Origin of the sequence: Algoriphagus winogradskyi (assembly GCF_900182815.1) — a bacterium.
Lineage (GTDB): Bacteria > Bacteroidota > Bacteroidia > Cytophagales > Cyclobacteriaceae > Algoriphagus > Algoriphagus winogradskyi.
Window position 1 is genome coordinate 17,947 of the sequence record NZ_FXUA01000008.1, and the last position, 26,401, is coordinate 44,347.

Annotated in this window: 19 protein-coding genes; 9 read left to right on the forward strand and 10 right to left on the reverse strand. The window is 39.0% G+C overall.

The features are described from left to right. The first annotated feature begins 2 nt into the window (after window positions 1-2). Both QOL76_RS17660 and QOL76_RS17665 read left to right on the forward strand, forming a co-directional pair. Window positions 3-632, forward strand: a complete 630-nt coding sequence (locus QOL76_RS17660) for an HAD family hydrolase (RefSeq protein WP_283414288.1) — start codon at window positions 3-5, stop codon at window positions 630-632. Further along, on the forward strand, window positions 625-1,734 hold the full coding sequence (locus QOL76_RS17665) for a site-2 protease family protein (protein WP_283414289.1): 1,110 nt from the start codon (window positions 625-627) through the stop codon (window positions 1,732-1,734). The genes QOL76_RS17660 and QOL76_RS17665 overlap by 8 nt, the downstream gene beginning before the upstream one ends. A gap of 27 nt (window positions 1,735-1,761) precedes the next feature. On the opposite strand, the gene QOL76_RS17670 is transcribed toward QOL76_RS17665, so the two are convergent. The 6 genes from QOL76_RS17670 to QOL76_RS17695 all read right to left on the reverse strand — a co-directional run bounded on the left by QOL76_RS17670 (window position 1,762) and on the right by QOL76_RS17695 (window position 9,228). Next, window positions 1,762-2,058, reverse strand: coding sequence for a rhodanese-like domain-containing protein (locus tag QOL76_RS17670; RefSeq protein WP_283414290.1), 297 nt, complete (start codon window positions 2,056-2,058; stop codon window positions 1,762-1,764). A 4-nt stretch (window positions 2,059-2,062) separates the two neighbouring features. Further along, on the reverse strand, window positions 2,063-3,898 hold the full coding sequence (locus QOL76_RS17675; protein WP_283414291.1) for a T9SS type A sorting domain-containing protein: 1,836 nt from the start codon (window positions 3,896-3,898) through the stop codon (window positions 2,063-2,065). Window positions 3,899-3,903: 5 nt separating this feature from the next. Continuing rightward, window positions 3,904-4,560: a PASTA domain-containing protein gene (locus QOL76_RS17680; RefSeq protein ID WP_283414292.1), complete on the reverse strand. Its 657-nt coding sequence runs from the start codon at window positions 4,558-4,560 to the stop codon at window positions 3,904-3,906. A 230-nt stretch (window positions 4,561-4,790) separates the two neighbouring features. After that, window positions 4,791-7,868: a M43 family zinc metalloprotease gene (locus tag QOL76_RS17685; RefSeq protein ID WP_283414293.1), complete on the reverse strand. Its 3,078-nt coding sequence runs from the start codon at window positions 7,866-7,868 to the stop codon at window positions 4,791-4,793. 11 nt (window positions 7,869-7,879) lie between these two features. After that, window positions 7,880-8,128: a NifU family protein gene (locus QOL76_RS17690; RefSeq protein WP_111613553.1), complete on the reverse strand. Its 249-nt coding sequence runs from the start codon at window positions 8,126-8,128 to the stop codon at window positions 7,880-7,882. Between the two features lie 5 nt (window positions 8,129-8,133). Continuing rightward, window positions 8,134-9,228 carry an Mrp/NBP35 family ATP-binding protein gene (locus tag QOL76_RS17695; RefSeq protein WP_283414294.1) on the reverse strand — a complete coding sequence of 365 codons (1,095 nt, stop codon included), beginning with the start codon at window positions 9,226-9,228 and terminating at the stop codon, window positions 8,134-8,136. A 150-nt stretch (window positions 9,229-9,378) separates the two neighbouring features. Here QOL76_RS17695 and dnaG point away from each other — a divergent pair, with 150 nt between their 5' ends. The 5 genes from dnaG to QOL76_RS17720 all read left to right on the forward strand — a co-directional run bounded on the left by dnaG (window position 9,379) and on the right by QOL76_RS17720 (window position 16,192). Beyond that, on the forward strand, window positions 9,379-11,316 hold the full coding sequence (gene dnaG, locus QOL76_RS17700) for a DNA primase (RefSeq protein WP_283414295.1): 1,938 nt from the start codon (window positions 9,379-9,381) through the stop codon (window positions 11,314-11,316). Between the two features lie 85 nt (window positions 11,317-11,401). Then, window positions 11,402-12,613: a bifunctional 3,4-dihydroxy-2-butanone-4-phosphate synthase/GTP cyclohydrolase II gene (locus QOL76_RS17705; protein WP_283414296.1), complete on the forward strand. Its 1,212-nt coding sequence runs from the start codon at window positions 11,402-11,404 to the stop codon at window positions 12,611-12,613. 82 nt (window positions 12,614-12,695) lie between these two features. After that, entirely contained in the window at window positions 12,696-13,355 is a 660-nt protein-coding gene (locus QOL76_RS17710) for a hypothetical protein (RefSeq protein WP_283414297.1), read from the forward strand. Continuing rightward, window positions 13,356-14,141 (forward strand): 5'/3'-nucleotidase SurE, encoded by a 786-nt coding sequence (surE, locus tag QOL76_RS17715; protein WP_283414298.1) that lies wholly within the window; start codon window positions 13,356-13,358, stop codon window positions 14,139-14,141. A 107-nt stretch (window positions 14,142-14,248) separates the two neighbouring features. Further along, entirely contained in the window at window positions 14,249-16,192 is a 1,944-nt protein-coding gene (locus QOL76_RS17720) for a tetratricopeptide repeat-containing sensor histidine kinase (RefSeq protein WP_283414299.1), read from the forward strand. On the opposite strand, the gene QOL76_RS17725 is transcribed toward QOL76_RS17720, so the two are convergent. The 4 genes from QOL76_RS17725 to QOL76_RS17740 all read right to left on the reverse strand — a co-directional run bounded on the left by QOL76_RS17725 (window position 16,178) and on the right by QOL76_RS17740 (window position 22,129). Continuing rightward, complete coding sequence (locus QOL76_RS17725; RefSeq protein WP_283414300.1) at window positions 16,178-17,050, reverse strand: type 2 periplasmic-binding domain-containing protein; 873 nt, start codon at window positions 17,048-17,050, stop codon at window positions 16,178-16,180. The genes QOL76_RS17720 and QOL76_RS17725 overlap by 15 nt on opposite strands. Window positions 17,051-17,126: 76 nt before the next feature. Continuing rightward, entirely contained in the window at window positions 17,127-18,446 is a 1,320-nt protein-coding gene (locus QOL76_RS17730; protein ID WP_283414301.1) for an MFS transporter, read from the reverse strand. Between the two features lie 19 nt (window positions 18,447-18,465). Beyond that, window positions 18,466-20,913, reverse strand: coding sequence for a glycoside hydrolase family 31 protein (locus tag QOL76_RS17735; protein ID WP_283414302.1), 2,448 nt, complete (start codon window positions 20,911-20,913; stop codon window positions 18,466-18,468). A 184-nt stretch (window positions 20,914-21,097) separates the two neighbouring features. Continuing rightward, complete coding sequence (locus QOL76_RS17740) at window positions 21,098-22,129, reverse strand: LacI family DNA-binding transcriptional regulator (RefSeq protein WP_283414303.1); 1,032 nt, start codon at window positions 22,127-22,129, stop codon at window positions 21,098-21,100. 337 nt (window positions 22,130-22,466) lie between these two features. Between QOL76_RS17740 and QOL76_RS17745 the strand changes: the two genes are divergently transcribed. Further along, a complete protein-coding gene (locus QOL76_RS17745; RefSeq protein WP_283414304.1) occupies window positions 22,467-23,510 on the forward strand; it encodes a SusE domain-containing protein in 1,044 nt (347 codons plus the stop codon). Window positions 23,511-23,594: 84 nt separating this feature from the next. Continuing rightward, window positions 23,595-26,396, forward strand: a complete 2,802-nt coding sequence (locus tag QOL76_RS17750) for an alpha-amylase family glycosyl hydrolase (protein WP_283414305.1) — start codon at window positions 23,595-23,597, stop codon at window positions 26,394-26,396. The last annotated feature ends 5 nt before the right edge of the window (window positions 26,397-26,401 follow it).

Genomic DNA, 26,401 nt, shown 5'->3' on the forward strand with positions numbered 1-26,401 from the left:
GAATGAAAAATGCACCTGATGCAGACTTTTTGATTTTTGATTTAGGAAATGTCATCATAGATATAGATTATCAGAAGGCAATAAATCGTATCAAAGAGGAAGTTTCTTCTGAGTTCCATCACAAAGTTGAGGGGTTTTATCTAACTGATTTTCACAAGGATTATGAGGTAGGTAGAATCAATTCGGCTGAGTTTCGGCAAGCTGTAAAAGCGTATTTTAATCAGGAGTGGAAGGATGAAAAAGTAGATGAATTGTGGAACAGTTTACTGCTAAAAATTCCTTCAGAAAGGCTTGAATTAATTTCAAAATTGAGAGAAAAATTTCAGGTTGGTGTATTAAGCAATACAAATTTGATCCATATTAATGCTGTAAATAGAATTTTACAGAATGATCATAGCCTACAAAATTTTGATCCAATTTTTGATTGGGTGTTTTTAAGTCATGAAATGGGACTAGCTAAACCTTCTGCAGAAATCTATGAAAAGATGCTGGTGGACTTAGGAACATCGGGAGACCGTGTGGTGTTTTTTGATGATTTAATTGCCAACGTGGAAGGTGCTAAAAAAGTAGGTATTCAGGCTGTACATGTGACAGGCCCTGAAGTGATTTTCGATTATTTTAAGAATGTATAGCAAAAAAGAATACCTCCGTCACGGAATTCTATTTCTAGTTACTCTGATTGCTACTACACTCGCAGGAGCAGAATGGGTTTATGGTAAATCGGTGCTTGGTTTGGATGATAGCTTCCTGACCTGGGAGTATTTTTGGAAATCCATGGCTTTCTCCATTCCCTTTATTGGAATTTTACTAATTCACGAGTTAGGACATTTTTTTATTGCTATATACCACAAAGTGAAATGCACCCTGCCTTATTTTATACCTGGATGGTTAGGATTTATTGGAATACCCACTATTGGTACCTTTGGAGCAGTAATCCAGATGAAGGGCTTTGTAAACAGTCGAAAAAAGTTTTTCGATATAGGCGTTGCTGGACCTCTTGCAGGTTTTTTGATTGCGCTTATCGTGCTTATTTATGGTTTTGCTACACTTCCTGAACCTGATTTTATTTATTCCATACATCCAGAATATTCTGATCCTAATTTTCAAGGTTATGAAGAAGGAGTATTAGATTTTGAGTTGGGCAATAACCTGCTTTTCTGGGGATTGGGAGAGGTATTTGCAGATCCAGATCGTATGCCACCTATGGCAGAGGTGATACATTACCCTTATTTATTTGCTGGATTTCTTGCTTTGTTTTTCACAGCTTTAAATTTACTGCCGATAGGGCAGTTGGATGGTGGGCATGTGATATTTGGTCTTTTTCCGAGACGCCACAAAGAGATTTCTTTAGTCGCCTATATTTTATTTATAGGATACGCAGGAATCGGCATTATTAGTCCTTATTCTCCTATTGATGATTTGATGCTATGGATTCCTCTTTACTTGGGATTCCTCTTTATTTGTTTCACCAAGTCAGGCTTAAGTTTAAAGAATAGGGTCACACTTGCTTTGGGAATAGCTGCGTTTCAGTATGCATTGGCCTTCATCAATCCTGAGCTTCATGGATATCAGGGATGGTTGTTTTATGGCTTTTTACTGGGGAGAATTATGGGTTTGCGTCATCCAGAAGTATCGGGTTTCCGCGAGTTAGATACCAGCAGAAAAATAGTAGGTGTGGTAGCCATAGTGGTATTCATCCTATGTTTTTCTCCCGAGCCATTTATTTTCAAATAAAAAAAACTCCCCGAAGGGAGTTGGTTTTTAAAGATTTCTGTAAGCTAAAATTCCTCCTGTAGTGTTTCGAACTTTTGAAAAACCTTTGGACTCCAAAAATTTCTTAGCATTCATACTTCTGGCTCCTGATCTACAGTGAACTACTATTTCAGAGTCTTTGTATGCTTCCAATTCGTCAAGTCTAGAGGGTAAATCCGCTAATGGGATATTTTTTGCACCCAAATTATCATCCTCGTATTCCCATTCTTCGCGAACATCAAGAAACATGAATTTTTCGTTGTTATCCAATCTGGATTTGAGGTCTTCTACTGTTATATCTTCCATATTATTATTTGACTAAAATTCTATATGATTGCATTCCAGCTCCGGTTACCAAGTTTAGTACATAAATTCCCGGACGCTGTCCGTTAAAATTAACGATTTCTCCTTTGGGTGAAAATTGACGCTCAAGAAAAATTTCTCTCCCATAGGAATCAAAGACTCTAGCTTCACTAAATTCCCCTTCCAAATTGAGTAGGGTCTCTACCGGATTAGGATAAATCCTAATATTACCCTCAGGTGCGACTATGTCTTCAAATGGTGCTTCCAGACTAATATGCGGCCTGATCATCAGCGAACCCTGCACTTCCTCATTTTGAACCCAAGCCCCCACAACGTTGTAATAAAGCTTATCGCCGTTGTCATTAACCTTATCTAGACCTACATGGATAAAGTCGTTGGTGAATTGCGTAAAGCCAATGTAAAAGTCTCCATCAACCTTGATATTCGTGTCAAGAGAATAATATAAAAACTCTTGACCAGCTTCCTTTACCGCAATTAAATCCTCCTTTGTGAGGATTGGGTCTTTATCGAGATCCGTCCATACATTTATATCTACGGCTTGATTTGCTTGTTTTGGGTTACTGAAATTTATAGAAATTCCTTTCAGATATACCTCTTGAGGCGTAAAGTATTTCACAGCTAATTGACCGGATCTCTGATTAATTCCAGCTGCGTAATCAGCAGAACCATTGTCATAGGCAAAGTAGTCTAAGAGTGGGAAAATTGTCTTTACAGTATCGTTTAGCTCATAATTTACAGTGGGGAAATAGGTGGTATCTCCTGCCGAAACTTCATAAAGTAATTCATCGCCAGAGGTAATGGCAGAGATAATTTCCAAAGTCGTTTTATTCTCTGGAATTGGAATTTCATCAAAGTTCCTACTTTCAAAATCTCTCCTCTCAAGTGCATTCGGTACCGGGTTGAAAGGAGTATTTAGATTTATGGGCGTACTACTCTTAGTGGAAGAATCTCTGATCACGATAGAATACTCCATGGCACGAAAGCGATTTTCCAGATTGTAGAATGTGTTTTTCACTGTACTCCAAAGATCGTTTTGATTGCTTTCTAAGAGCACAAATGGGTAGGCGCCGAAGTCACCAATTCTAAGTTCATTTGTCTTGGTCAAGCTTCTGTCCTTATAATCGAGATCAGAACTTGTTCTCCCATCATTGAGGTAGATGTAATCTATTATCCAACTATCAAAGGGGCCTGATTGCCTGCCCTCTGAGAAAAATCTAAACTGAAAATTGGCGTGTTGCCAAGAAGGTAGAATTTTGACTATCTCTTGTGTGAAGACTTCAGTATCCAGTGACACTCCACCAAGTTGACTCCAGATGGTGATCCAGCTTCCTGCTGGGTCAAGAATTTGCAAGATTAGCTGATCACTTTCATCTGGGAGTTCTGCTCTGCCTGCTGCTTGCCAAAAAAAACTTAAATACAGACTTTCACTATCTGGTGCACTTAGCGTACTAAGGTCAAATGATTTTGAGGTTAGGTAGTCCGTTTCTCCCTGATCACGTTGTGCTAATGAGTATGGATTGCCGTTTGCATCTACCCCATCAAAAAGAATCATCCCAATAGATGGTGGATTTAAGCCTATAGTTTCAGTATATGATGCGCCTGAAACTGTCCATTTCAGTGTGTCTATCCCTTGGGAAAAATCATCCCAAAAAGGGAGGGTATTCCCTGCAGTGGTTCTCCAGTTAAGGTCAGAAAATTCCTGGGATTTTATTTTAGAATGCTGGATAGGTGCAATCTCCACCAATTGGCCAAAAGCCAAAGTCGATATGAAAAAGCCTACAAGAAGCCCTGTCATCCGAAAAATGTGGTGGATTTTTAGCATGTAGCCTACAAGTTATCTTTCGCAATCCAAAGATCAATCAATTCTCCAGTTTTCACCTGCCTAGTTGCTTCAGGATTTTGCCGCAATACTTTGCCTGCCCCCACGGAGTCGGTATCAAGATAATACTTATTACCTACCCTTAAGCTAGAACCCAATATTAAGAACTCAGCATCTACCTCGTCCATTCCTTTTAGATCAGGAACAGCCAGGATTTGATTACCCATTCCATCTCCAACAACCAAGTCAATTTTTGCGCCTTTAGGGATTTCGAACCCTTCAGGCACATTTACTCCACGGTATTTTTGCTCCAAAACCACATTGATACCGATATCTGGAACATACCTGATATCTCCTCTTTCCAATCCCATGTTTGCCAATATCTCCTGTACGTTTTTTAGCTGAGTATTTACTAAGTTTGGCATTTTTAGCATAGGAGCATTTCGGGCGTTCAGCGTCAGGTAAACGGTTTTACCACTTTTTACCTGAGCGTTTGGCTCTGGGATTTGCTTCAAAATTGCAAAAGTCTTGAGATCTGTGTTGAATCCTGAGTCTAGCGACACTTCATATTGAAGACCAGCTCTATCGAGAATATCTACGCCTTCATCGAATGTATAGCCGGACAAATCCGGGACAGAGACTGATTCACCATGGTTGGTGTACATGGGTAGATAAACTTTCAAAAAAAGGAAACCCAGTAATACTGAAATCCCTATGATCACTAGGAGGTTAATTAATATCTTTTTCAAAAGGAAAGTGGAATGTAATACTTGAGAAATTTTAATAGTTAAAGATAAGCGGGAAATTCAATCCTCACAACGAAGAATTATTCTAAAACTGTTTTATCCCTCAGGCAAAAAATAAGCCGAAGAGGATTTCTTCAGCTTATTTTTGCTTAATTAATGATTAATCTTCGTGTTTCTCTAATCGTATTACTCGATATATTGACAATAAACACACCCTTAGAAAAAAGTTGAGTGCTAAAAGAATAAGTCTGATTAAGTGTGCCTGGGTAGACAATTTCTTGAACCAATGCACCTGTACTTGAGATGACTTGAATGGTTACATCTTCCAAATCATTCAAATTAAACGAAATATTGAATACATCTCGTGCTGGATTTGGGTACAGAACGGACATTCCTATCGCAGGCACTACCGGCTCAGGATTAGCATTCAAGAATAATTCTATATTATCTAAGTAGACAGGTGGATCAGTCTCCAATCCATTTTCTAATACAAACGCAAGCCTTGTTTGGGTTTTTCCTGACCCCGCAAAATCACTCAAATTGACAAATTTACGAACGTAATCGCCTGGACTGTTAGGATTTGCTTCTCCAGACGAAACTGTAGAAAGTGAAGATCCACTTGCAGACCAGACTTCCATATAGGTATTTCCACCATTGGAACTAGCCAATAGTTTCAGCTTAGTATTGGCCCCATTTACACCCGCCGCAAGGTCAAAGAATATACTTGCTTGTCTACTTGCCGATAAGTCAAAAATTGGTGTTCCTAGCCAGTAGGAGTTACCTTGTTTTTTGGTAGTAGCGCGTACTACATTATTTGGCCCTTCGGTAGATGAAGCCGAAGCAATAATCCACCCTTCATCATTTGATTCAGGGTTAATTGTCTGCCACGGAGTTAACGCTGCTGAGCTATTGAAGTTTTGTCTCCAGGGCACTGGTATGGTGGAATCATCTTCTATCACGTACAACTCAGTGCTGTCAGAGTTATTTCCATTTTGATCAAAGTTTGGTTGTGATACTACAAACTTAACTTTACTTTTTCCCACAGTAGTCCTATTTGGAATAGAAATATCGATGGACTCAGATGGTGAAAATGTGCTGCCACTGGCCAAATAAGTTTGTGCAGTAGCATCGTTTACTGAACTTGAAAATAAGAAGGTAGAAACAGGAACAGTCCCGCTGTTAATCAAAGTAACAGTATCAGATTCACTAGTACCATCTGAAATAGGCGTAGGGGATTTAATATCTGAGATATTTAATTTATACTTAAATTCTTCGCTAGGAAGTATCCTGATGTTTTTAATGTAGATGTTGTTTCCGTACGCATTCTCTGAGATAAAAGCTAGCCTGATTGAGCCTAGATCTGCATAGCCTGATAGATTGACTATTTCAGTTCTGAATTGCGTGTTATTGTTCGGGATAAATTCATCTAGAGTGGCTGGAGCGGTTTGCAATTGCGCATCATTTTTATCGTAAGGGGCATTTGCAATATCAAATGTATTACCACAATCTTGGGATACCGCTACTATTAATCCATCGGTAAATCCAGCCTGGTCGTAAGGTGCATAAGCTAGTTCAAATACAAGTTGTGCATTTGGAAATTGAGTTAGATTAATAATCGGAGAGATATAGTAATCTAATTGCCCTGGCGCTTCATATTCGTAATGCCTAATGTAAACCAAATCTTGTGTCTCACCCGAAATTGTTAAGGTTCTTTTTTCCCAAGTCGTGAGTTCATCAGGATTGGAAACAGACCAAGGGGTAGGAAAGGTACTTAAGTTATTAGTGTAAGGGAGATTGACAGGTTGCTCCAGTTCAGGGGTAATAATTCTGCTGTTATTTTCAGTGATGATATCAGGAACATCATTGGTCTGGGTAATTCTAAATTCAATCGTGTTTGAATTTGGGAGAAGTGTGAATTGATTAAAATTCACTAAAAATTTCTCTCCGGTAGCTAGATTGAAAGTAACTCTTTTGGATTCCAGAATCGTCCCATTTCTTCGAAGCTCAATTCTTCCTGAAGTCAAGATGTTTTTCCCTGCATTTAGAACCTCTATAGAAGGATTGATAAGTGGGTCACACTCAAATTCGCCTGGTTCCAAAACACTTGCTATTGCTAAATCATTTTCAGCGAGTTGTGGATCCTGAGTGGCTCGGTTATTCAGTAGCGTCACTCTTCTAGGGCTATTTGCAAGTACAACTTCAAATCTTTCCACTTGGCCTTGAGTGAAAAGATTCATGCAAGCATCAGGAGTATAATCCATGTAATTTTGGATCATGTCCTGTGTATCGCAGCTGAATCGCGAAGCGTTGGCACTGCAGGCGGAATTGGAATTGTCCTGAGGAGGCGTATCATCCACGAAATCATCTACTCCACATCCACCATCACCCCAGATATGACGCAGGCCAAAAAAATGACCTACTTCGTGAGTGGCAGTTCGGCCTCTTGACGAGGATACTGCACTTCCACCAATACCAAAATATCTATAATCTATTACTACGCCGTCAGTAATCGCAGAATTTGGTGTGCCATTGAGACCAGGTAGATCAGAAATTGGAAATGAAGAATAACCGATGTATGGACTAACCAAGGGAATCACATACATATTCATATATTCAGCTGGATTCCATTGGATCAACTGGCCTATGGTGCTGGCGTCAGTATTCGGATCATAGGAAGATTTTGAGCCTACCGTACGGGTGATTCCACTTGTAGGTAATCCTGATGGGTCTTGCTTGGCTAATATGAATTCAATATTGATTTGGCCAGCGACAGGGGCGAAAATAGCTGGTGTATTTACTGCATCAGCATTTAATCTTTGAAAATCCTCATTCAATATCCTTATTTGCTCCTCAATCTGAGAAAGAGGAACATTGGTGCCTTGTCCCATACTCTCACCATTGTGGATTACATGAACTACCACTGGGATAAGAATAGGATCATCGCTTATTCTGGATAGGGTTTGAGGTCTACTTTTATAGTCTTCTATCCTGTCATTTATCCAGCTTTCAAAAAATGGTTTTGAGCCGAAATAGCCCAATTCCTTTTCCATTTTTTGTTCTAAAATCGTATGACCGCACTTTTCTCTATGGGTATGAAAATTCGACTGGTTTAGTTGATCAGTGATGTCAAAGGTTTTGAATTGCTGCGCAAAGCCTGATGAAAACACAAAAAACGCTCCGAGTAGGAGCATACTGGCTTTGTCAATAACCCGAAAACCTTTTTTCATTACTATAATAATTAAGCAACTGTTAGGTTTACGGCTTCTACTCGAATGATTTCTGGGATTGCACGTTTGATAGCTTCTTCTACTCCGGCCTTAAGGGTCATAGTAGACATGGGGCATGAGCCACATGAACCTAACAACTCTAATTTTAAAACCATGTCGTCGGTCAGTTCCACTATCCTCACATTTCCGCCATCTGCCTCCAGATATGGTCGAATTGTATCTAATGCAAATTCTATTTGTTCTTTAAGTTCTGGTTGCATGTTCATTAAGCTTTAATTTCTACCACTGCAGTTTTATCCTGAGATGCATTTCTTATGGCAATTTGTCTAGCTATTTCTTCAGCTAATGTCATATATGATTCTTGGGTGATTCCTTTTTTCAAAACAGCTGGATATCCTGAATCACCACTTTCCCTAATACTTTGTACGATTGGTATTTCTCCCAAAAACGGCACATCGTATTTCTCAGCTAATCTTTTTCCTCCCTCTTTACCAAATAAGTAATACTTATTATCAGGTAATTCTTCGGGTGTAAAATAAGCCATATTTTCAATAACACCTAAGATGGGTACGTTAATTTGTGGCTGTCTAAACATCGACAATCCCTTGTTAGCATCTGCCAAAGCGACCTTTTGGGGCGTTGTTACTATTACCGCACCGGTAACCGGTACTGTTTGTACCATGGTGAGGTGAATATCCGAAGTTCCTGGAGGTAGGTCAATCAATAAATAATCCAATTCTCCCCATTCTACGTCTGAAATAAATTGCTTTAACGCAGAACTCGCCATAGGGCCTCTCCATACCACGGCACTGTCCACAGGTGTCAGAAAACCAATAGACATCAATTTGACTCCATATTGCTCTATAGGAACGATAATATTCTTTTCACCTACTTTTTTTACTGCTGGTTGCTCCGCTTCCACATTAAACATAGTAGGAATCGAAGGACCCGATATATCTGCATCAATCAATCCAACTTTTGCTCCGGTTTTAGCTAGGGATACCGCTAAATTTACAGCTGTGGTGGATTTACCTACTCCTCCTTTACCAGAGGCAATGGCTATGATGTTTTTAACTTGAGGTAAAACGGGTGCAGCATCTCTGATGGTAGTTACCTGAGAAGTCATAAATAAGTCCCACTTAGGCTCAGAACCAAATTCCTCTTTCAGTACTTCCAAGCAATTATTTTTGATTACTTCTTTGAGAGGGCAGGCTGGCGTAGTTAGAACTACATTAAAGCTGACGTTTTTACCGTTGATTTCTATCTTTTGTATCATCCCCAACGTGACCAAATCCTTCTTCAGATCTGGATCTTGTACCCGGGAAAGCGTTTTCAGGATATTATCCTTAGTTAACTCCATGAATTGAATATTGTAATTTTGCGCAATTTAGAGCTTAATGGCTTCTAAATAAAGTATGAATTAAATCTATATTACTTCTGAACTAGATGAAACCTTAGAAAGTTCTCATTTTTTAGATTCAGCAATTAACTTTGCTTCATTCATTTTCCTATGGGCATAAGTAAACTTACAACGGACAAGGTCAAAGAACGCATGGACATCGAAGAGGTGATCGGTGACTATTTACCTATGAAAAAGAAAGGTCAGAATCTCTGGGCCAACTGTCCGTTCCATGGAGAAAAGACACCTTCATTTTCTATTTCTCCTGCAAAGCAAATCTATAAGTGCTTTGGGTGTGGCAAAGCCGGCGATCCAATCCAATTCATAATGGATATTGAAGGCATTGGTTTTCAAGAGGCAATTAAACACATAGCCGGGCGGTATGGAATCGAGGTAGAGGAAGATGAAACCCGTACTCCTGAGCAGAATGAAGCTCAAAATGAGCGGGAAAGCTTACTCATTGCTTTAGGTTTTGCTAGAGATTTTTTTGTGGAAAACTTACAAACAGCAGAAGGGAAATCCATTGGCTTAAGTTATTTCAAGGAGAGGGGGTTTACTCCAGCTATCATAGAGAAGTTTGACCTAGGTTATGCACTTGACGGTTGGGATAATTTGCTTAATGCTGCCAAGTCAGCTGGTTTTAAGGAGGAAATTCTGCTAAAAGCAGGTTTGATTCTGCAGAAAGAAGGAGATGCATCCCGAGTTTACGATCGCTTTAGGAATCGTGTGATTTTCGCAATTCACAACATTAGCGGTAAACCCCTTGGCTTCGGTGCACGAATCCTTACCAAAGACAAAAATCAACCCAAATACATCAACTCTCCAGAGACACCAGTTTATCATAAGAGCGATGTGCTCTATGGGATGTTTCAGGCGAAAAAAGCAATACGAGAAAAAGACAATTGCTATCTGGTGGAAGGCTATACGGATGTAGTGAGCCTCCATCTTTCGGGGATAGAGAATGTAGTGGCTTCTTCGGGAACTTCACTGACCGATGGTCAGATCAAATTGATCAAGAGATTTACCGATCAGGTGACTGTGCTCTACGATGGTGATGCTGCCGGGATCAAAGCTTCACTTCGAGGTATAGATCTATTGCTGGAAGGTGGGTTGAATGTGAAAGCAGTAGTTTTTCCTGATGGAGAAGATCCAGACAGTTATTCCAGAAAAGTCGGTTCCCAGGCGTTTCAAGATTATCTCGAGAACAATAGCCGTGATTTTATTGGGTTTAAAATAGGTCTATACAAGGAAGAATTTACCAAAAATCCTATCCGTAAAGCTGAGGTAATCCGGGAAGTTGTATTAAGTATCGGGAAAATTCCTGATCCGATTATTCGCTCCGTTTATGCTAAGGAAGCTTCCGGGCTATTGGGAATAGAGGAAGATATTATTCATGCGGAGCTAAACAAAACACTGTTAAAGAGCCAGAAGGATAATTATTACAGTCAGAAGGACGAGGCTTTTGCCGAGCAGGCAGTTAATGAATTAATTCCTGACGAAACTGCCACGACTTTCTCAGAAATTCTAAGAATTCAGGAACGTGAGATGATTCGCATTCTAGTGAATTATGGTTGGCAGAAATTAGGAGATGAAGAAATGCACTTGTGTCAATACCTACTTTCTGAGACTGAAGATCTCGATTTTACTACTCCTATTTATAATCGGATTCTAGACCTGTATAGAAATAGCCTACTTCAGGGAGAAATTCCCACCTCAGAATATTTTATAGGCTTGGGTGATAAGGAAATACAACTAGAGGTAATAGATTTAATTACAGTTCGCCATGAAGTTTCGCATCATTGGGCAGATACGCATCAGATTATAATCAATACTGAATCCGATGATCTGACAATCACTGGGTTTAAATCCATCCTGAGGTTGAAGCGCAAGATGGTGCAAAAGCTAATGGAAGAGGCTAAGGAGAAAATAAAAAATGCGGAATCTGAGCAGCTAGATGACGATAAAGTTCATGAGTTTCAGGTGATTTATTTTGAGCTCAAAAAAGTACAGCTTGAAATTGACAAAGAGCTGGGAATAGTAATTGGGTAAACCAAACTTTATTTGGCTTCTTCCTGTTTAAGATTTGAAAGCGTGTAAATTTGCTTTTCTTAATACTAATTCAAACACAAATTTCGTGGAAAAATATATTCTGGACCCGATTGAAGATGCTATAGTAGCTATCAAAAACGGAGAAGTAATTGTCGTAGTAGATGATGAGGATAGAGAAAATGAGGGTGATTTCGTGTGTGCTGCGGACACAGTAACTCCAGAAATCATCAATTTCATGGCGACTCATGGGCGTGGGCTTATATGTGCTCCTCTTATAGAAGATCGTTGTGAAAAGCTTGGTCTCGAGTTAATGGTAGGGAATAATACCGCTGCTTATGAAACTCCTTTTACGGTCTCCGTTGACCTGATCGGTCATGGGTGTACTACAGGTATTTCTGCGGCGGATAGAGCCAATACAATCAAAGCACTCGTAGATGATTCTATAGACCCGAGCGAATTAGGAAAGCCTGGTCATATTTTTCCCCTCAAAGCTAAAAGAGGTGGGGTATTAAGAAGGGCAGGACATACTGAAGCAGCAATTGATTTAGCGCGTTTGGCTGGATTTTCCCCAGCAGGTGTTTTGGTGGAAATAATGAATGAGGACGGGACTATGGCCCGACTCCCAGATTTGGTAGAGGTAGCTAAGAAATTTAATCTAAAGCTAATTTCTATCAAGGATTTAATTGCCTATAGATTGAAGCATGAGTCTCTCATCAAGCGTGAGATTGGGGTAGAGCTTCCTACAGATTTTGGAGATTTTGAATTAATTGCATTTCGTCAAACCAATACTCAAGAGCTACATCTAGCGTTGGTAAAGGGCAAATGGGATAAGGATGAGCCGGTATTGGTTCGAGTGCATTCTTCTTGTATGACGGGTGATATTTTCGGTTCCTGCAGATGTGATTGTGGTCCCCAATTACATGCTGCCATGCAGATGGTTCAGAAAGAAGGAAAAGGTGTTATTCTTTATATGAATCAGGAAGGAAGAGGGATTGGTTTAATTAATAAGTTGAAAGCATATAAATTACAGGAAGAAGGCATGGACACCGTTCAGGCGAATCTAGCGCTTGGTCTTCCTTCAGATAGCAGAGACTATGGGGTAGGAGCTCAGATATTACGTGATCTGGATGTGAGTAAATTACGTCTGATATCCAACAACCCTCAAAAGAGAGTGGGTCTCCTAGGCTATGGTCTGCAAATCGTAGAGCAAGTTCCTATAGAAATAAGTCCAAATGTGCATAATGAAAAATATCTTCAGACTAAGCGGGATAAAATGGGGCACAATATTTTAAAGTAAATTGATTTTCTTGTATTGATATTTGTCAATATCTGGTATTGAGAATTAACCTGCCACGAAATATTCCGTAAACTCAGACATGATGGAAACCGCGAAAAAAGTAATATTCTCCCTTAGCATACTATTTTTGAGTATAGCTGCTGCTTTTGCACAGAACCAATTCCCTTCACAATTATGGCACAAAGGGAATATCTATACCACAGATGGACAGGTATATGGAGGAAAAATCAAGTATGATTTGGATAACAACGTAGTTCAGTTGCAAGACCAAACTATTGAGACATTTACATCGACGAATGTCACCTATTTTGAGTTTTTTGATGAAGTGTATGGTGGTGTACGTAAATTCTACAGCTTGCCTTATGCTTTTGAGAACGATTATGCCACTCCTATATTCTTTGAAGTGCTGACACAAGGGGAAGAACTTGCCTTACTATGCAGAGAGTACGTAGCTACTGATTCTAGAGGAATGGGGAACTATGGAATGATGGGGGGGTATGGCATGAACCCTTATTATGGTCCCCCGTCAATGATGGTGGGTCAAAAGTTAGCTTTTAATTACTATTTTTTGAAAAATGGTAAGATTGAACAGTACAGCTTGAAAAAGAAAGATCTGTTTGAAATGCTGCCAGGTCATGATGACCAAATATCTCTTTTTATGCGCAAAAATCGATTAGACTATGATAAAAGAGGAGATTTACTGCGTATCACAGCCTATTACAACGAATTGAATCAAAATTAAATGTCCAAACCATTAATTCTCGTCTCGAATGATGATGGAATCACCTCGAAAGGGATTCGTGTTCTCGTATCTGTAATGAAGAAATTGGGAGATGTGGTGGTAGTAGCACCCGATAGCCCCCAATCAGGTATGGGGCACGCCATTACCATAGGAGAAACTTTACGATTAGAAGAGGTAGATATTTTCGATGGAGTAAAAGCTTACAAGTCAAGTGGTACTCCTGCAGATTGCGTGAAATTGGCGAAGCATTATGTGATGAAGGATAGAAGTCCAGATTTAATCGTGAGTGGGATAAATCATGGCTCAAATACCTCGATATCTGTTCTTTACTCTGGCACTATGTCTGCGGCAATTGAAGGGGCAATGGAAGGTTATCCTTCGATTGGTTTTAGTTTATGTGATTTTTCCTCAAAGGCTGAATTCTCTCATATAGAAGAATGGGTGGAGAAAATAACCCGTCAGGTACTTAAAAAAGGAATGACAAAAGGGATTGCACTTAATGTAAACTTTCCGCCGAAGCAAAATGAAGCTATCAAAGGGGTGAAAATTTGTCGTCAAGCTGATGCTAAATGGCAGGAGGAGTTTGACGAACGTTTTGATCCGAATGGTAGAAAGTATTTATGGTTAGCTGGAAATTTTGTGAATTTTGACAAAGGCGAGGATAATGACGAATGGGCCATTGCCAATAATTTCGTTTCCATAGTTCCATGCCAATATGATTTGACAGCCCATCATGCAATTACACAACTAAATAAAGATTGGGATTGGGATGATTTAAAAAAGTAATCCAAGGATGATTTTTTAAATTCCTGTCTCTTTGTTTTTTAACTGGTTATTTTTGTTTTTTAACTAGTTGTTTTTGTTTTTTTAATTTTTAAAATAGAACTGACTTCTTGAAGCGAATTTTATTCTTTCTTTTTCTACTCAGCATATCCTTTAATGCTGCGGCCCAAAGTCAGGCTATTGACAGCCTGAAGCAGATACTTCCTACCACAAAAGGAGAGGAAAGGTTGACTATTTTGAATGAATTGTCATTTTACCTGCGAGAAATAAAGCAAGAAGAAGCTTTTACCTATGCTACCGAAGCTGAGAAACTAGCAAAATCCTTCAATAACCCATCTGAAGAAGCTAAAGCCAAAGAGAATTTAGGCTGGATATTTTACCGTAGAGGACAGTGGCAGAAATCATTCAATTACTCCAAGGAAGCTTATAAATTAGCTGTAGATGCAAATAATTTGGCAGAAGCAGCTAGAGTATTGAATAGTATGGGAGCGCTTTATTATGAACAGCAAAACTATTCTATGGCTATAGTTCAATTTAAGAAGGCCTATGAAATCAGTGATACAGTAGGAGATCTCTATACTATGATTCGAAGTCTTAATAATGTTGCTCTCAACTTTTTAAGAATCAATGAACTGGACTCAGCTTTAGCTTATACAAATATCGCAATTGAGGCAAATAGAAGTGCAGGGTCGCCATATTTGCTTTCTTTTTCAAATCGTGTCTTAGGGGATGTTTACTTTTCTAGAAATCAGTTGGATTCAGCTGAGAAGATATACGAGAAGGCGCTACAAAATGGAATATCCCAAGGCATCTTCACTTTACAAGCAAGCTTGTTTTACAGGCTTGGAGACACGTATCTTTTGAATGGTAAGTATGAAAAGGCCAGAGAAGTATTGCTTAGAGGAATTGAGGTGTCTGGGCAGAATGGCCTAATTGACGAGTTATCAAAAAGTCATAAATCATTAGCAAACTACTATCGGCAAATTGGGGATTATAAAAATGCCTATGAGCAACAATCCAAGTTTATCACCTTGAATGATTCCATAGTAAATAAGTCAAGCAGGGATAGGCTGGCCTTAATGCAGGGGATGTTTCAGGATGACTTGGAGCAATCTGAACTAGAACTATTAGTAGCGCAGAATGAGAATCAAGCCACTAGATTGGCTTTAAACCGAAAAATAATCTTCTTAGTTAGTGGAGGTTCTGTACTGATTTTGGCACTGATGGTTTGGCTATTTTATCTAAACAGAAATATCAAGAAATACAATACAAGCTTGCTTCTTCAAAAGCAGCAAATACGAAAGCAGAATGAAGATTTGGAAACTAAATCTATTCAACTCCAAGAAATCAATCAGACTAAAAACAAACTCTTTTCTATAATTGGGCATGACCTAAGAGGGCCGGTTGGTCAAGTGAAGTCTATTGTTGACTCATTGATATTGGGCCATTTGAGTCAAGAGGAATTTGATGAACTTATTCAACATTTAAAAGTGGATGTGGATACGGTGTATTTTACCCTTAATAATACCCTAAAATGGTCTCTAGCTCAAATGGAAGGTTTTAAACTTCAAAAGGTGGATTTTGACTTGTATCAGCTTGTTTGTGATAACATTAAACTAATCAGCCCTAAACTAAGGGAGAAGTCTCTGGAGGTGGAATTCACCTCTTCATTCAAAGATATACAGGTTTATGCGGATCGGGATTTGATCGAAATTGTGATCAGGAATATCCTAAATAATGCAGTAAAGTATTCTAAGCCAGGGGATACTATTCAGCTTTCAGGGGAAGTAAATAATGGCTTGATTACTTGGTATGTAAAAGATCAAGGAATAGGTATGGACGAAGCTCAGATAAATGAATTGCTCTCTACCGATTATGTGATTTCGGATTCTAAATTAGGTACCAAAATGGAAAAAGGATCTGGTTTAGGGTTGCAGATTTGCAAGGAATTTACTCGTATGAATGATGGTGAATTATTTATTATTAGCCAACCTGGTGAAGGAACACAGGTAGGCGTGAAACTACCTGCCAGTAACGTTTTAATCAACAATTAAAAGGTGTTCACTAGTAAGAAAATCCTCAAGTCGGAGTTCTTCGGTAATAATCCCTAATTCTTTCATTATTTTCATCGCATCGATTAGCTTACTTTTTGAGATTTCAGGATTAGTAGCCCAGGATGTTTGAGCAAACCATTCCTTCACATCATTAGGATTTAGTTCATAGTTTTTTGCGATATCCGCAATGGCAGAGGAACTGGTCTGGAGGCTTTTGGATTCCGCATAAACAATGTCTCTTAAGTTAACTATTAACTCCCCAAATTCTGCTAAGGCTTTATTAGTTGCGATGATTGCGAAGCAAGGCCATGGGCTAGGTACTTCTCCAATTCGCTTCATTTGTTTTGATTCGACCCAAGGTTTAGTCGTGTATTTTTCCCAGAGAAACATTTCTGGTTTCTCTGGAGTCATCTCTTCCAGCGCTCCAGGTAGATTGTTAACTATTTTGAAATTTAGCTGATTAGGATCCCAAGCTTCACGTTTTGCCAATACATAGCTCATCAATTGCGATCCCGAACCGATTCGGCTGATGAGAAAATCGTGTTCTTTGATCTCTTCCAAAGAAGTTACAGAAGAACCACCTGAAATGTGAATGCCCCAATTCAACGGTGATTGGACATGGAAGCCTATCATTTTAGATGGGTTTCCTGCTTCGAAATCTTTGAGAAAGCTCTCTGTCAATACAATGGCAATATCACACTTATCCTCTCTTAGATCTTTATTCATCTGTCCGGAACCTCTTGATTCGTCGTTCCACTCAAGCCTAACACCTTCCTTCTCAAAAGGTTGTTTGGCAACTACTTTTTTCCAAGGGAAATTAAAATGCTCTGGAACTCCGGTGATTCTAAGGGTTTTCATAAATCAGGTAAAGTGAATTGACAAAAATAGAAAACCAATTTTTTACTCAACAACTGCTTGTCAAATATTAAGAAAATTAATCATGTGTAGCCTGCTTATCAGTAATAAGTAAGTTGCTTAGTCCGGCCAGAATTAATAAAGTTCCAGCTAATAGCATGGTGTTAATTACGGCTTCCCCAAAGATCAATTTGTAAAGGAAATTAACTCCTCCTAGGGCTGCAACAATTTGAGGAATGACTATAAACATGTTAAAAATCCCCATGAAAACCCCCATTTTTTTAGGGTCAACAGAGCTAGAGAGCATCGCATAAGGCATAGATAAAATACTTGCCCAAGCTATCCCGACCAAAGAAAAGCAAATATGAAGCATCCAGGACTCTTGAATGAAATATATCAAAATGAATCCTAAACCTCCTGCAATCAAACTTCCCAAATGAAGAAGTTTCCTGTTGATTTTATACTTACTAGTAAAAAAGGCGAGTACCAAAGCATACATCATGGAGACTAACCCATATGTACCTAAGTAATTTCCTACTTTATCTGCGGCATTATTGTAAGCCACACTGGTAGTATCTGTAGCTCCAAAGATATGCTCGGTGATGGCTGGAGTAGCAAAACTCCACATTGTAAAAAAAGCGAACCAGGAGAAAAACTGTACCAATCCGAGCTGCTTCATTACCGTGGGCATGGACGATATATTTTGAATGATTTCTGACAAGCCTTTAAAGAACCCTTGGTTTTTCTCAGCTTCGAATTCATCCATGTCTTCAGGCGGATATTCTTCTGTTTTTAATATGGTATATAGGATAGAAGAAAATAACACCAATGCACCCACAGCAAAAGCGTATTTTACTGAATCAGGAACTACCCCAGATGCTGCAGTATTAGGAACTCCCAATTGAGTCATAAACCAGGGCAGGTTGGATGCAATCCATGTTCCAATGCCTATAATCAAAGTTTGCACTACAAATCCATAGGATCGCTGAGATTCGGGAAGTTTATCAGCTACCAAGGCTCTGAATGGCTCCATGCTAATATTGATAGAGGCATCTAAAATCCAAAGTGCTCCAGCAGCCATCCAGAGTGCAGATGAATAAGGAGCGAAGAATAGTGCCACTGTGCTGAGTACAGCACCTACAAAGAAAAACGGTTTCCGTCTGCCAAACTTAGGATGCCACGTGTGATCACTTAAGTATCCTACGATGGGCTGAACCAATAGACCAGTCAGTGGTGCTGCTATCCATAGAAATGGAATGGCATCTTTGTCGGCCCCTAAGGTTTGAAAAATACGTGACATGAAACCGCCCTGCAGGGCGAAACCAAATTGTATTCCCAGAAATCCAAAACTCATGTTCCAGATTTGCCAGAAGCTTAATTTCTTTTTTGTTAGGGTCATTTTGGGTTAATGTAAAACCTTACTTTTTAATTTTTAATCCTTTGATTATCAATTCATTTTCAGGATATGGAATTGTCAGGTGGGCAAGGTTCTTTATTTCGAAAAATCTATTTTCATGATCTGGAAGAGGGTCAAATTCAGATAATTTTCCCACAAAGGAAAAATCTTCAAAATTTAACTTTTCAGAGCAACCATTTATTTCCACTTCCTCATTATGGAAGCCATGGAAATAGATTTTCATCATAGTATAGGCAGTTTGGAATTCCCCACTAGTTTCCCCCATAGCCAATGAGCCTAGGGAAGAATTATAAGCAAAACTCCTGGAATGATACCTTCCATCCTCAAAATCCCAACTTTCTCCATCGTCCTCATAATGAAGAAATGTCCCATTTTCCTTTCCAGCATAAACATGAACATAAAGAATTCCATTGTGACTTTCACCAGTGTACTGCAAATCGGATTGACAGGTGAAAATACTTCCTCCTTTGACGTAAACTGGTAAATATGCTAAAGGACAATCCTGGTAAATTGTAGTGTTTCCTTTATGCAAATCATCAGAAAATAAATAATACCACTCTGCTTCTGGAAGGTAAACCTTTGTGATTGCTTTGGTGCTTTCTACTGGAGCTACCAGAAAAGTATCGCAGAATAGGTATTGATTTTGGAATGCCGACTCGTATATTTTTGGGTCTTGTACGTTTGAAATTGCCAAGCTTGATGAAATTGGTAGCCCATTTCGTGTGGACTCGTACATTTTACTATAAATCGTAGGAATCAAGTTATACCTCAGCTTCATGTAATTCCTGGAAATCTCTTCTACTTCTTCTCCAAAGGACCAAGGTTCAGCATCTTTTGTATTGATCATGGAGTGAGCCCTGTATAAAGGAGTAAATGCTCCGATGCTCATCCATCTGGCAAAAAGAGACTTGCTCGCTTCTCCAGCAAAGCCACCAATATCAAAGCCGGAAAATGAAACCCCACTTAATCCAAGGCTATTGATCAGCCGTACACCTGCAAGCATATGTTCTTCACTGGACTGATTGTCGCCAGTCCACGCAGCCGCAAATCTTTGTACTCCAGCAAAGCCTGATCGAGTTAATACAAAAGGCCTTTTATTAGGATTTTGCAAAAGAGCACCTTCTTGGACAGCTCTTGCCATTTGCATTCCATAGACATTTCTTGCTTTGCGATGAGAAGCAGGGTTTCCATCTAAATCAAATTCGATGAGGTTGGGAGTAAATTGTCCCCAGGATGCAGGTTCGTTCATGTCTGCCCAAAATCCATCCACACCCGCATCGGTGTAAAACTCCATTTTTTCTCCCCACCATTTTCTGGTTTCCTCCTTAGTGAAATCTGGGAATGCACACGACCCAGGCCATACCTGAGCTATGTAATCTTTATTATCAGGATATTTGACGAATAATCCTTTGGATTTTCCCTCATCAAATGGGAGGTATCCTTTTTCTGTTTTGATACCTGGATCCATAATGACAACAACTCTAAACCCTCGCTCTTTTAATTTAGCAATCATACTTTTTGGGTCGGGGAATTTTTCTCCATCAAAGGTAAATACCTTGTATTTCTCCATGTGGTGAATGTCTAGGTAGATTACATCAGCTGGCATGTTTTTGTCCCGAAAAGTATTTGCGACAGCATAAACTTCCTTATCCGGATAATAGGAATAGCGGCATTGTTGGAAACCTAAAGCCCATTTGGGAGGCATTTTCATTCGCCCAGTCAAAGAAGTGTAATTTGATATTATTTCTGCTACTGAAGGAGCATGAATGAAATAATAATCCATATCCCCATCCTCTGCATTGAAGTAGGCGAAACGGTCCGAAGAAGCACCGAAGTTAAAAACTGATTTGTGCGTATTGTCAAAGTATATCCCATACGATCCCTTTTCATGCGTTCCTATATAAAATGGGATACTCATGTATAATGGATCATCGCTTATGCCGTATGCAAAATAATCAGTGTTCCAATTGACGTAGGCATTTCCAAATCTGTTTAGGTTGCCTGTTTTTTCCCCAAGTCCTATGAATTTTTCGTTTGGCTGAACTTCCTTATAGCAAGTTACTTCGGTGCCAATCCAGGAGATTCCCAAGGAATCATCCTTGTTTAATAAAGTGCCGTTTGAATCAAAAAATGAACAAATCCCATTGTTGAGTTCAATCTGAAAATGTATCAAGGCTGATTTCAGATGGATTTTATCATCTTTTTCTTCAATTGAGAATTCCACAGAATTTTCATCAGGTAGCACCGTAAAGGGATTGGAATCGAAGGACTTGTTTTGTGTAGACTGAACTCTTATTATTCCATCTTTTACCAGACTGATTTTGATACGGGCATTAGCACTTTCTGCAGTAATACCATTATCATTTTGCTGCCATTTTTCTATTTGACCGATAGGTCTATACCTGGAATTAGAAGAAGTCGCGGAGGATGATTGGAAATTTTGGGACATAAATTTTTTTCACTTTAGCTTTAAAAGCGGATCTAAATTAGAACCAAAACTCAATCATAAAAAAATCGAAAGTCCTTGAAAATGAACAATTCAAACAAGGAGTAAAAAACTATTGTGCCCTAGGATGAAAATTAGACCTATTCAAACGTTTGCACTTTTTTACTAAAAAATCTGATCTTTTTTCTTAAAATCTTTTCGAAGAATCCCTTGCCATCAACTTTGTTTTCAAAATCAATGAGTTTTCCATGGATTCCGGGTCAATTTTTTTCTCGATAATGTCTATTAGAATCTCCGTGGCTTTGGCTCCCATCAATGCTCCTGGTTGTGCAACTGAAGATAGTTTTGGCTCCAGCATGGAACAAAATTGCCAATCACTGAAACCAACAACACCCACATCAACAGGAATCTTTAAACCGATTTCTCTACAGGCCATCATCGCTCCCACAGCACCTACATCATTGCAGGCAAAAAATGCGTCAGGACGGACAGTCATATTCGAAAATAGCTCTGCTACTATTTGCTGACTTTCCTCAACAGTGCCAATTGGACATGGGATAACATACTCAGACTTGAAATCTAATCCATTATGTGTAAGTGCATCTTTATAACCTCTTTCCCTTTCTGTGCTGATTTTCAAAAGTTTAGGACCTCCTAAATGGATGATGTTTTTATATCCCTGACTGATTAAATGAGTTGTAGCATCGAAGGCTCCTTGGTAATCATCTACAGTGACATTGATGGCACCTGGTATTTCTGGTGCTCGGTCAAAAAACACAATGGGAAACCCCTGATCCAAAACTTTAGTGAAGTGGTTGAAGGTTTTAGTCTCTTTAGAAAAACTCACTAATACGCCATCAATTTGATTTGATAGCATAGTCTCAATACTAGAAATCTCACGGTCCAATTTTTCATTGGATTGAACTAGAATAACATTATAGCCTCGAGAATGCGCGACTTCCTCGATACCACTGACCACTGAAGAAAAGAAAAAATGAACTACCTCAGGAATAATCACCCCGATTGTAAATGATCTGCTTTTTCTCAACGAAAGTGCAATTGCATTCGGGCGGTAATTCATTTCCTCAGCAACTTCTTTAACCTTCCGTTTTGTCTCATCGCTAATCCCTGGATAATCTTTTAGTGCCCGAGAGATGGTAGAAGCAGAAAGGTTAAGTGCCTTTGCTATGTCCTTTATGGTTGCTCGACCTAATTTCATAAAATTAAACTATTCCAAGATTATATTGTACGCGATTATTTTTGATTTCTGGAAGAAGCAATCTATTGAATTTTGAAGTTAAAACTTCCGATTTAGGCCTTTATCTATTTAGTTTTTAAAATTATTTTTTTATGCAAACGTAACCGCAAACGTTTGCTCAAAAAAGTTTTAGTTAATGAGCAATGGCCTTCTTGTGTCTTAATTTTCTTTCATTTAAAATTTCTAAACAGTACAGAATAATTCTCAGGACTACTTAAAAACCTGAATATTAAAAATAGATTATTTCTGCATGTGTTTTAATTAATTCAAGAATACTGTCAATTAACAAACCTAAAAAATGAAAAAAATTAAGCAAATCACATGGGCTTTAGCTTTGTTGCCGGTACTATGGTCCTGCGAAAAGTATGAAATGCCTCCTATTATTGAGCAGACAGGATCTCAAGTAGCAGATCCTGCAAATGGATCTGCCCTCGTGCTAAGTGCGGATAACTCGGAGGAATTGATCGTATTCTCAGTTACTATGGCTGAGTTTGCTAAGGTTGGAGAAGTAACCTATTCCTTGGAAATGGATCTGGCTGGGGCAAATTTCGAGGATGCGGTAGAACTTGGAACTTCAAAAACTAATCTGATTGAGGTTCAAACAGAGGCTTTGAATGATGAATTAATTGCCAAAGGACTCATTGTAAATCAAGCCGCTGAGGTAGAATTCAGAGTAAAATCATCCATCAACCAGCCTTTATCACCGATTTATGGAGAAACCGTTGTTTTGTCTGTCACTCCGTATGATACTTTTGTTGCCTTTCCGCTACTATATGTCCCTGGAGACTACCAGGGGTGGAATCCAGGGAATTTAAACACCACGTTAAAGTCCGTAGCATTTAATAAGACGTTTACTGGATTTATCCATATTCTGGGTGGAAGTGGGGAGTTCAAGTTTAATGAGGAACCTGACTGGGTAGATGGTAAAAACTATGGTGATACAGGTGCTGACGGTAAATTAGATGCAGAAGCTGATGCAGCAAATATTAAAGTAACCAAATTTGGTACAATTGAAGTTACAGTGGATCTGGCTACTAAAACGTACACTCTTTCCGATCCAAAACTTTGGGGAATCATAGGCGATGCTACCGTAGGTGGATGGGATGTGGAGACCCCAATGAATTTCAACAAAGATCTAAATATCCTAACTATCACTACTGATTTAAAGAAAGGTGCATTCAAATTCAGAGCAAACCAATCTTGGGATTTTAACTTAGGACCAAAAGATGGAGCTATGGTAAAAGACGGCGACAATATCATTGTTGCTGAAGCTGGAAACTATACTGTTACGTTGAACTTCAATGTTCCAGGAGAAGTATCATATACCATGACTAAAAATTAACTAGGATTTCAGCAAAAGCTAAAAGCTTAATTAGACCGACTTTGGTGTATCTATGCCAAAGTCGGTTTTCAGTAACAAAAACCCATGAAAACTGCCCTTTTATTATCTATCTTCTTCATTCTATTATTTTCTTATTCGGGAGCTTTTGCTCAGGTTACTACTGAGCCTATTTTCCCAAATGCTGATAAAAAGGTGACTATCATCTATGATGCCAGCAAAGGTACAGCTGGGCTTAAGGATTGTGGGTGTGATGTTTATATTCATATTGGAGCAGTTACTGAAAGTGGAGAATCCACAACTTGGTCAATAGTTCCTTTTGAATGGGGTACTACCGATGCAAATGCGAAAATGACTAAAGTTGAAGGGCAGTCAAACCTTTATACTTTCGACCTGACGCCTAATACATTTTTTGATAATCTAAATGGATTAACTATTTACCGTTTGGGATTGGTTTTTAGAAATGGAGATGGCAGTAGAGAAGGGAAAAGCAGTAGCGGTGGAGATATTTTCGTTGACCTTTCTCAAGGATTTCAGGTAGTTTTCACATCACCAGTTAGTTCTGCTATAGCATTAGAAGAGGGAGATACCTATACATTCAAAGTAGCAACCACTGAGGGCTTAGCTGATATATCACTTCAGCTCGATGGCGTGCAGGTAGCAAATGCAACTGGGGTTCAATCACTATCCTATAATTACGCAGCTACTCAGGCAGGTTTATACAAATTAGTAGCAGAAGCAAGCAATGGGTCAAATCAAGATTCCGAAACGGTGGATATTGAGGTTTTCGCAGCTACACCTATTGCTCCATTACCTCCTGGAAACAGATTAGGCATTAATTACCTATCGGATACAGAAGTTCTTTTGGCTTTGAACGCGCCGGGAAAGAAGATGGTCAATGTGATTGGAGATTTTAATGACTGGGCAAGGTCTTCAGATTACCAAATGAATCGAACTCCTGATGGTGAGATCTTTTGGTTAATTATTACTGGTCTAACGCCAAAGAAGGAATATATTTTTCAATACTTGGTAGATGATGAAATAAGAATTGGTGATCCCTATGCAGATAAAACTTCAGACCCAGATCATGATCAGGAAATAATAAGTCAGGGAAGGTATCCAGGTTTGAAAGCATACCCTACAGGGAAAACCCAATATCAAGCGACTTACTTTCAAACTGGGCAAGACAAGTACAATTGGAAAAATTTAACCTATGAAAAACCTGATCCTGAAGAGCTAGTAATCTATGAGCTATTGGTCAGGGATTTTGACGATAGGAGGTCCTATGCTGCTGTAGAGGAAAGGCTGGATTATCTACAAGAACTTGGTGTAAATGCAATCGAGTTAATGCCAATAGGGGAGTTTGAAGGTAACCTCTCATGGGGTTACAATCCTTCTTTTTTCTTTGCTCCGGATAAATATTACGGGACTAAGAATGACCTGAAAAGCCTTATTGATGCGGCCCATGGAAAAGGTATGGTGATCATCATGGATATGGTATTGAATCATGCTTTTGGGCAAAATCCATTGGTCAGACTATATAATGACGGAGAATTTGGATCACCGACTCCTGAAAATCCATGGTTTAATAGGAACGCAACACATCCCTTCAATGTGGGATATGATTTCAACCATGAAAGCAGCTATACCCGAGCATTTGTCGATTCTGTAAATAATTATTGGCTGAGTGAATATAAAATTGATGGTTTTCGGTTCGATTTAAGTAAGGGGTTTACACAGGTAGTTTCTGGTGCGGATGTGGGTAAATGGTCTCAATACGACGCTTCACGCATCATGATTTGGAAGCATATTTATGACAAAATCAAAGTAAATCATCCTGATGCTTATGTGATTTTGGAACATTTGGCTGATAATACTGAGGAAAAGGAATTGGCTGACTATGGAATGATGTTTTGGGGAAATATGAATTTTGATTTCCGTGAAATGGCCAAAGGGCAGGAGAAAGATTTCAATTGGGCATACTATAAATCTCGAGGTTGGAATGAACCCAATTTGGTCGCCTATCAAGAAAGTCACGATGAAGAAAGAGTAATGTGGGAAAGCTTAAATTATGGAGCCACTTCTCCTATAAATCTTAAACAATTGGAAAATGCCGTTAATAGAAACCAATTATTAACTGCTTTTTACTTTAGTATTCCCGGGCCCAAGATGATCTGGCAATTTGGGGAATTTGGATATGATCAGGAACTTAATGACGATCGTCTAGGCATTAAACCTACCAAATGGCAATACCTGACTAATCCTCAGCGGGAGCGATTATTTCAGCTTTATCAGGCAATGATCAAACTCAAATCGGAACATCAAGTCTTTAATAACCCTGACAAAACCACCCTTAATTTAAACGGCAGTCTCAAATCTATCATCTTAGAAAGCGAAGCCATGGATGTGGTACTGTTTGGTAATTTTGGATTGAGTAGTGCTGGAAACGTGAATCTAAGTTTCCCTAAAACAGGAACTTGGTATAATTACTTTACAGGAGAGGAGTTAACTGTGAGTAGCACAACTATGAAATTCACGTTAAGACCTAGTGAATTTTATCTATTCACAGATAAAAAACTTGAAAAGCCTACTGCAGGAATTTTACAGGAAGATTTTGTGACGGCTATCCCTGAAAAATCTATTCCTGATTCTGCATTCAAAATCTATCCTGTCCCTACTAATGGGCGATTAATGATTCAGCTCCCTATAGACATGACCGGATCAAATTATCGTGTTATTGATATGACTGGAAGGGTTTTGTTTGATGGTATGACACCTGCAGGTGATGAAATTTTAGAAATAGATGTTACGAATATTCAGGCAGGGATTTATATCTTTGAAGCATTCGACACGAAAAGAGTGCTGTTTAAGCGCTTTATTAAGAATTAATCAAA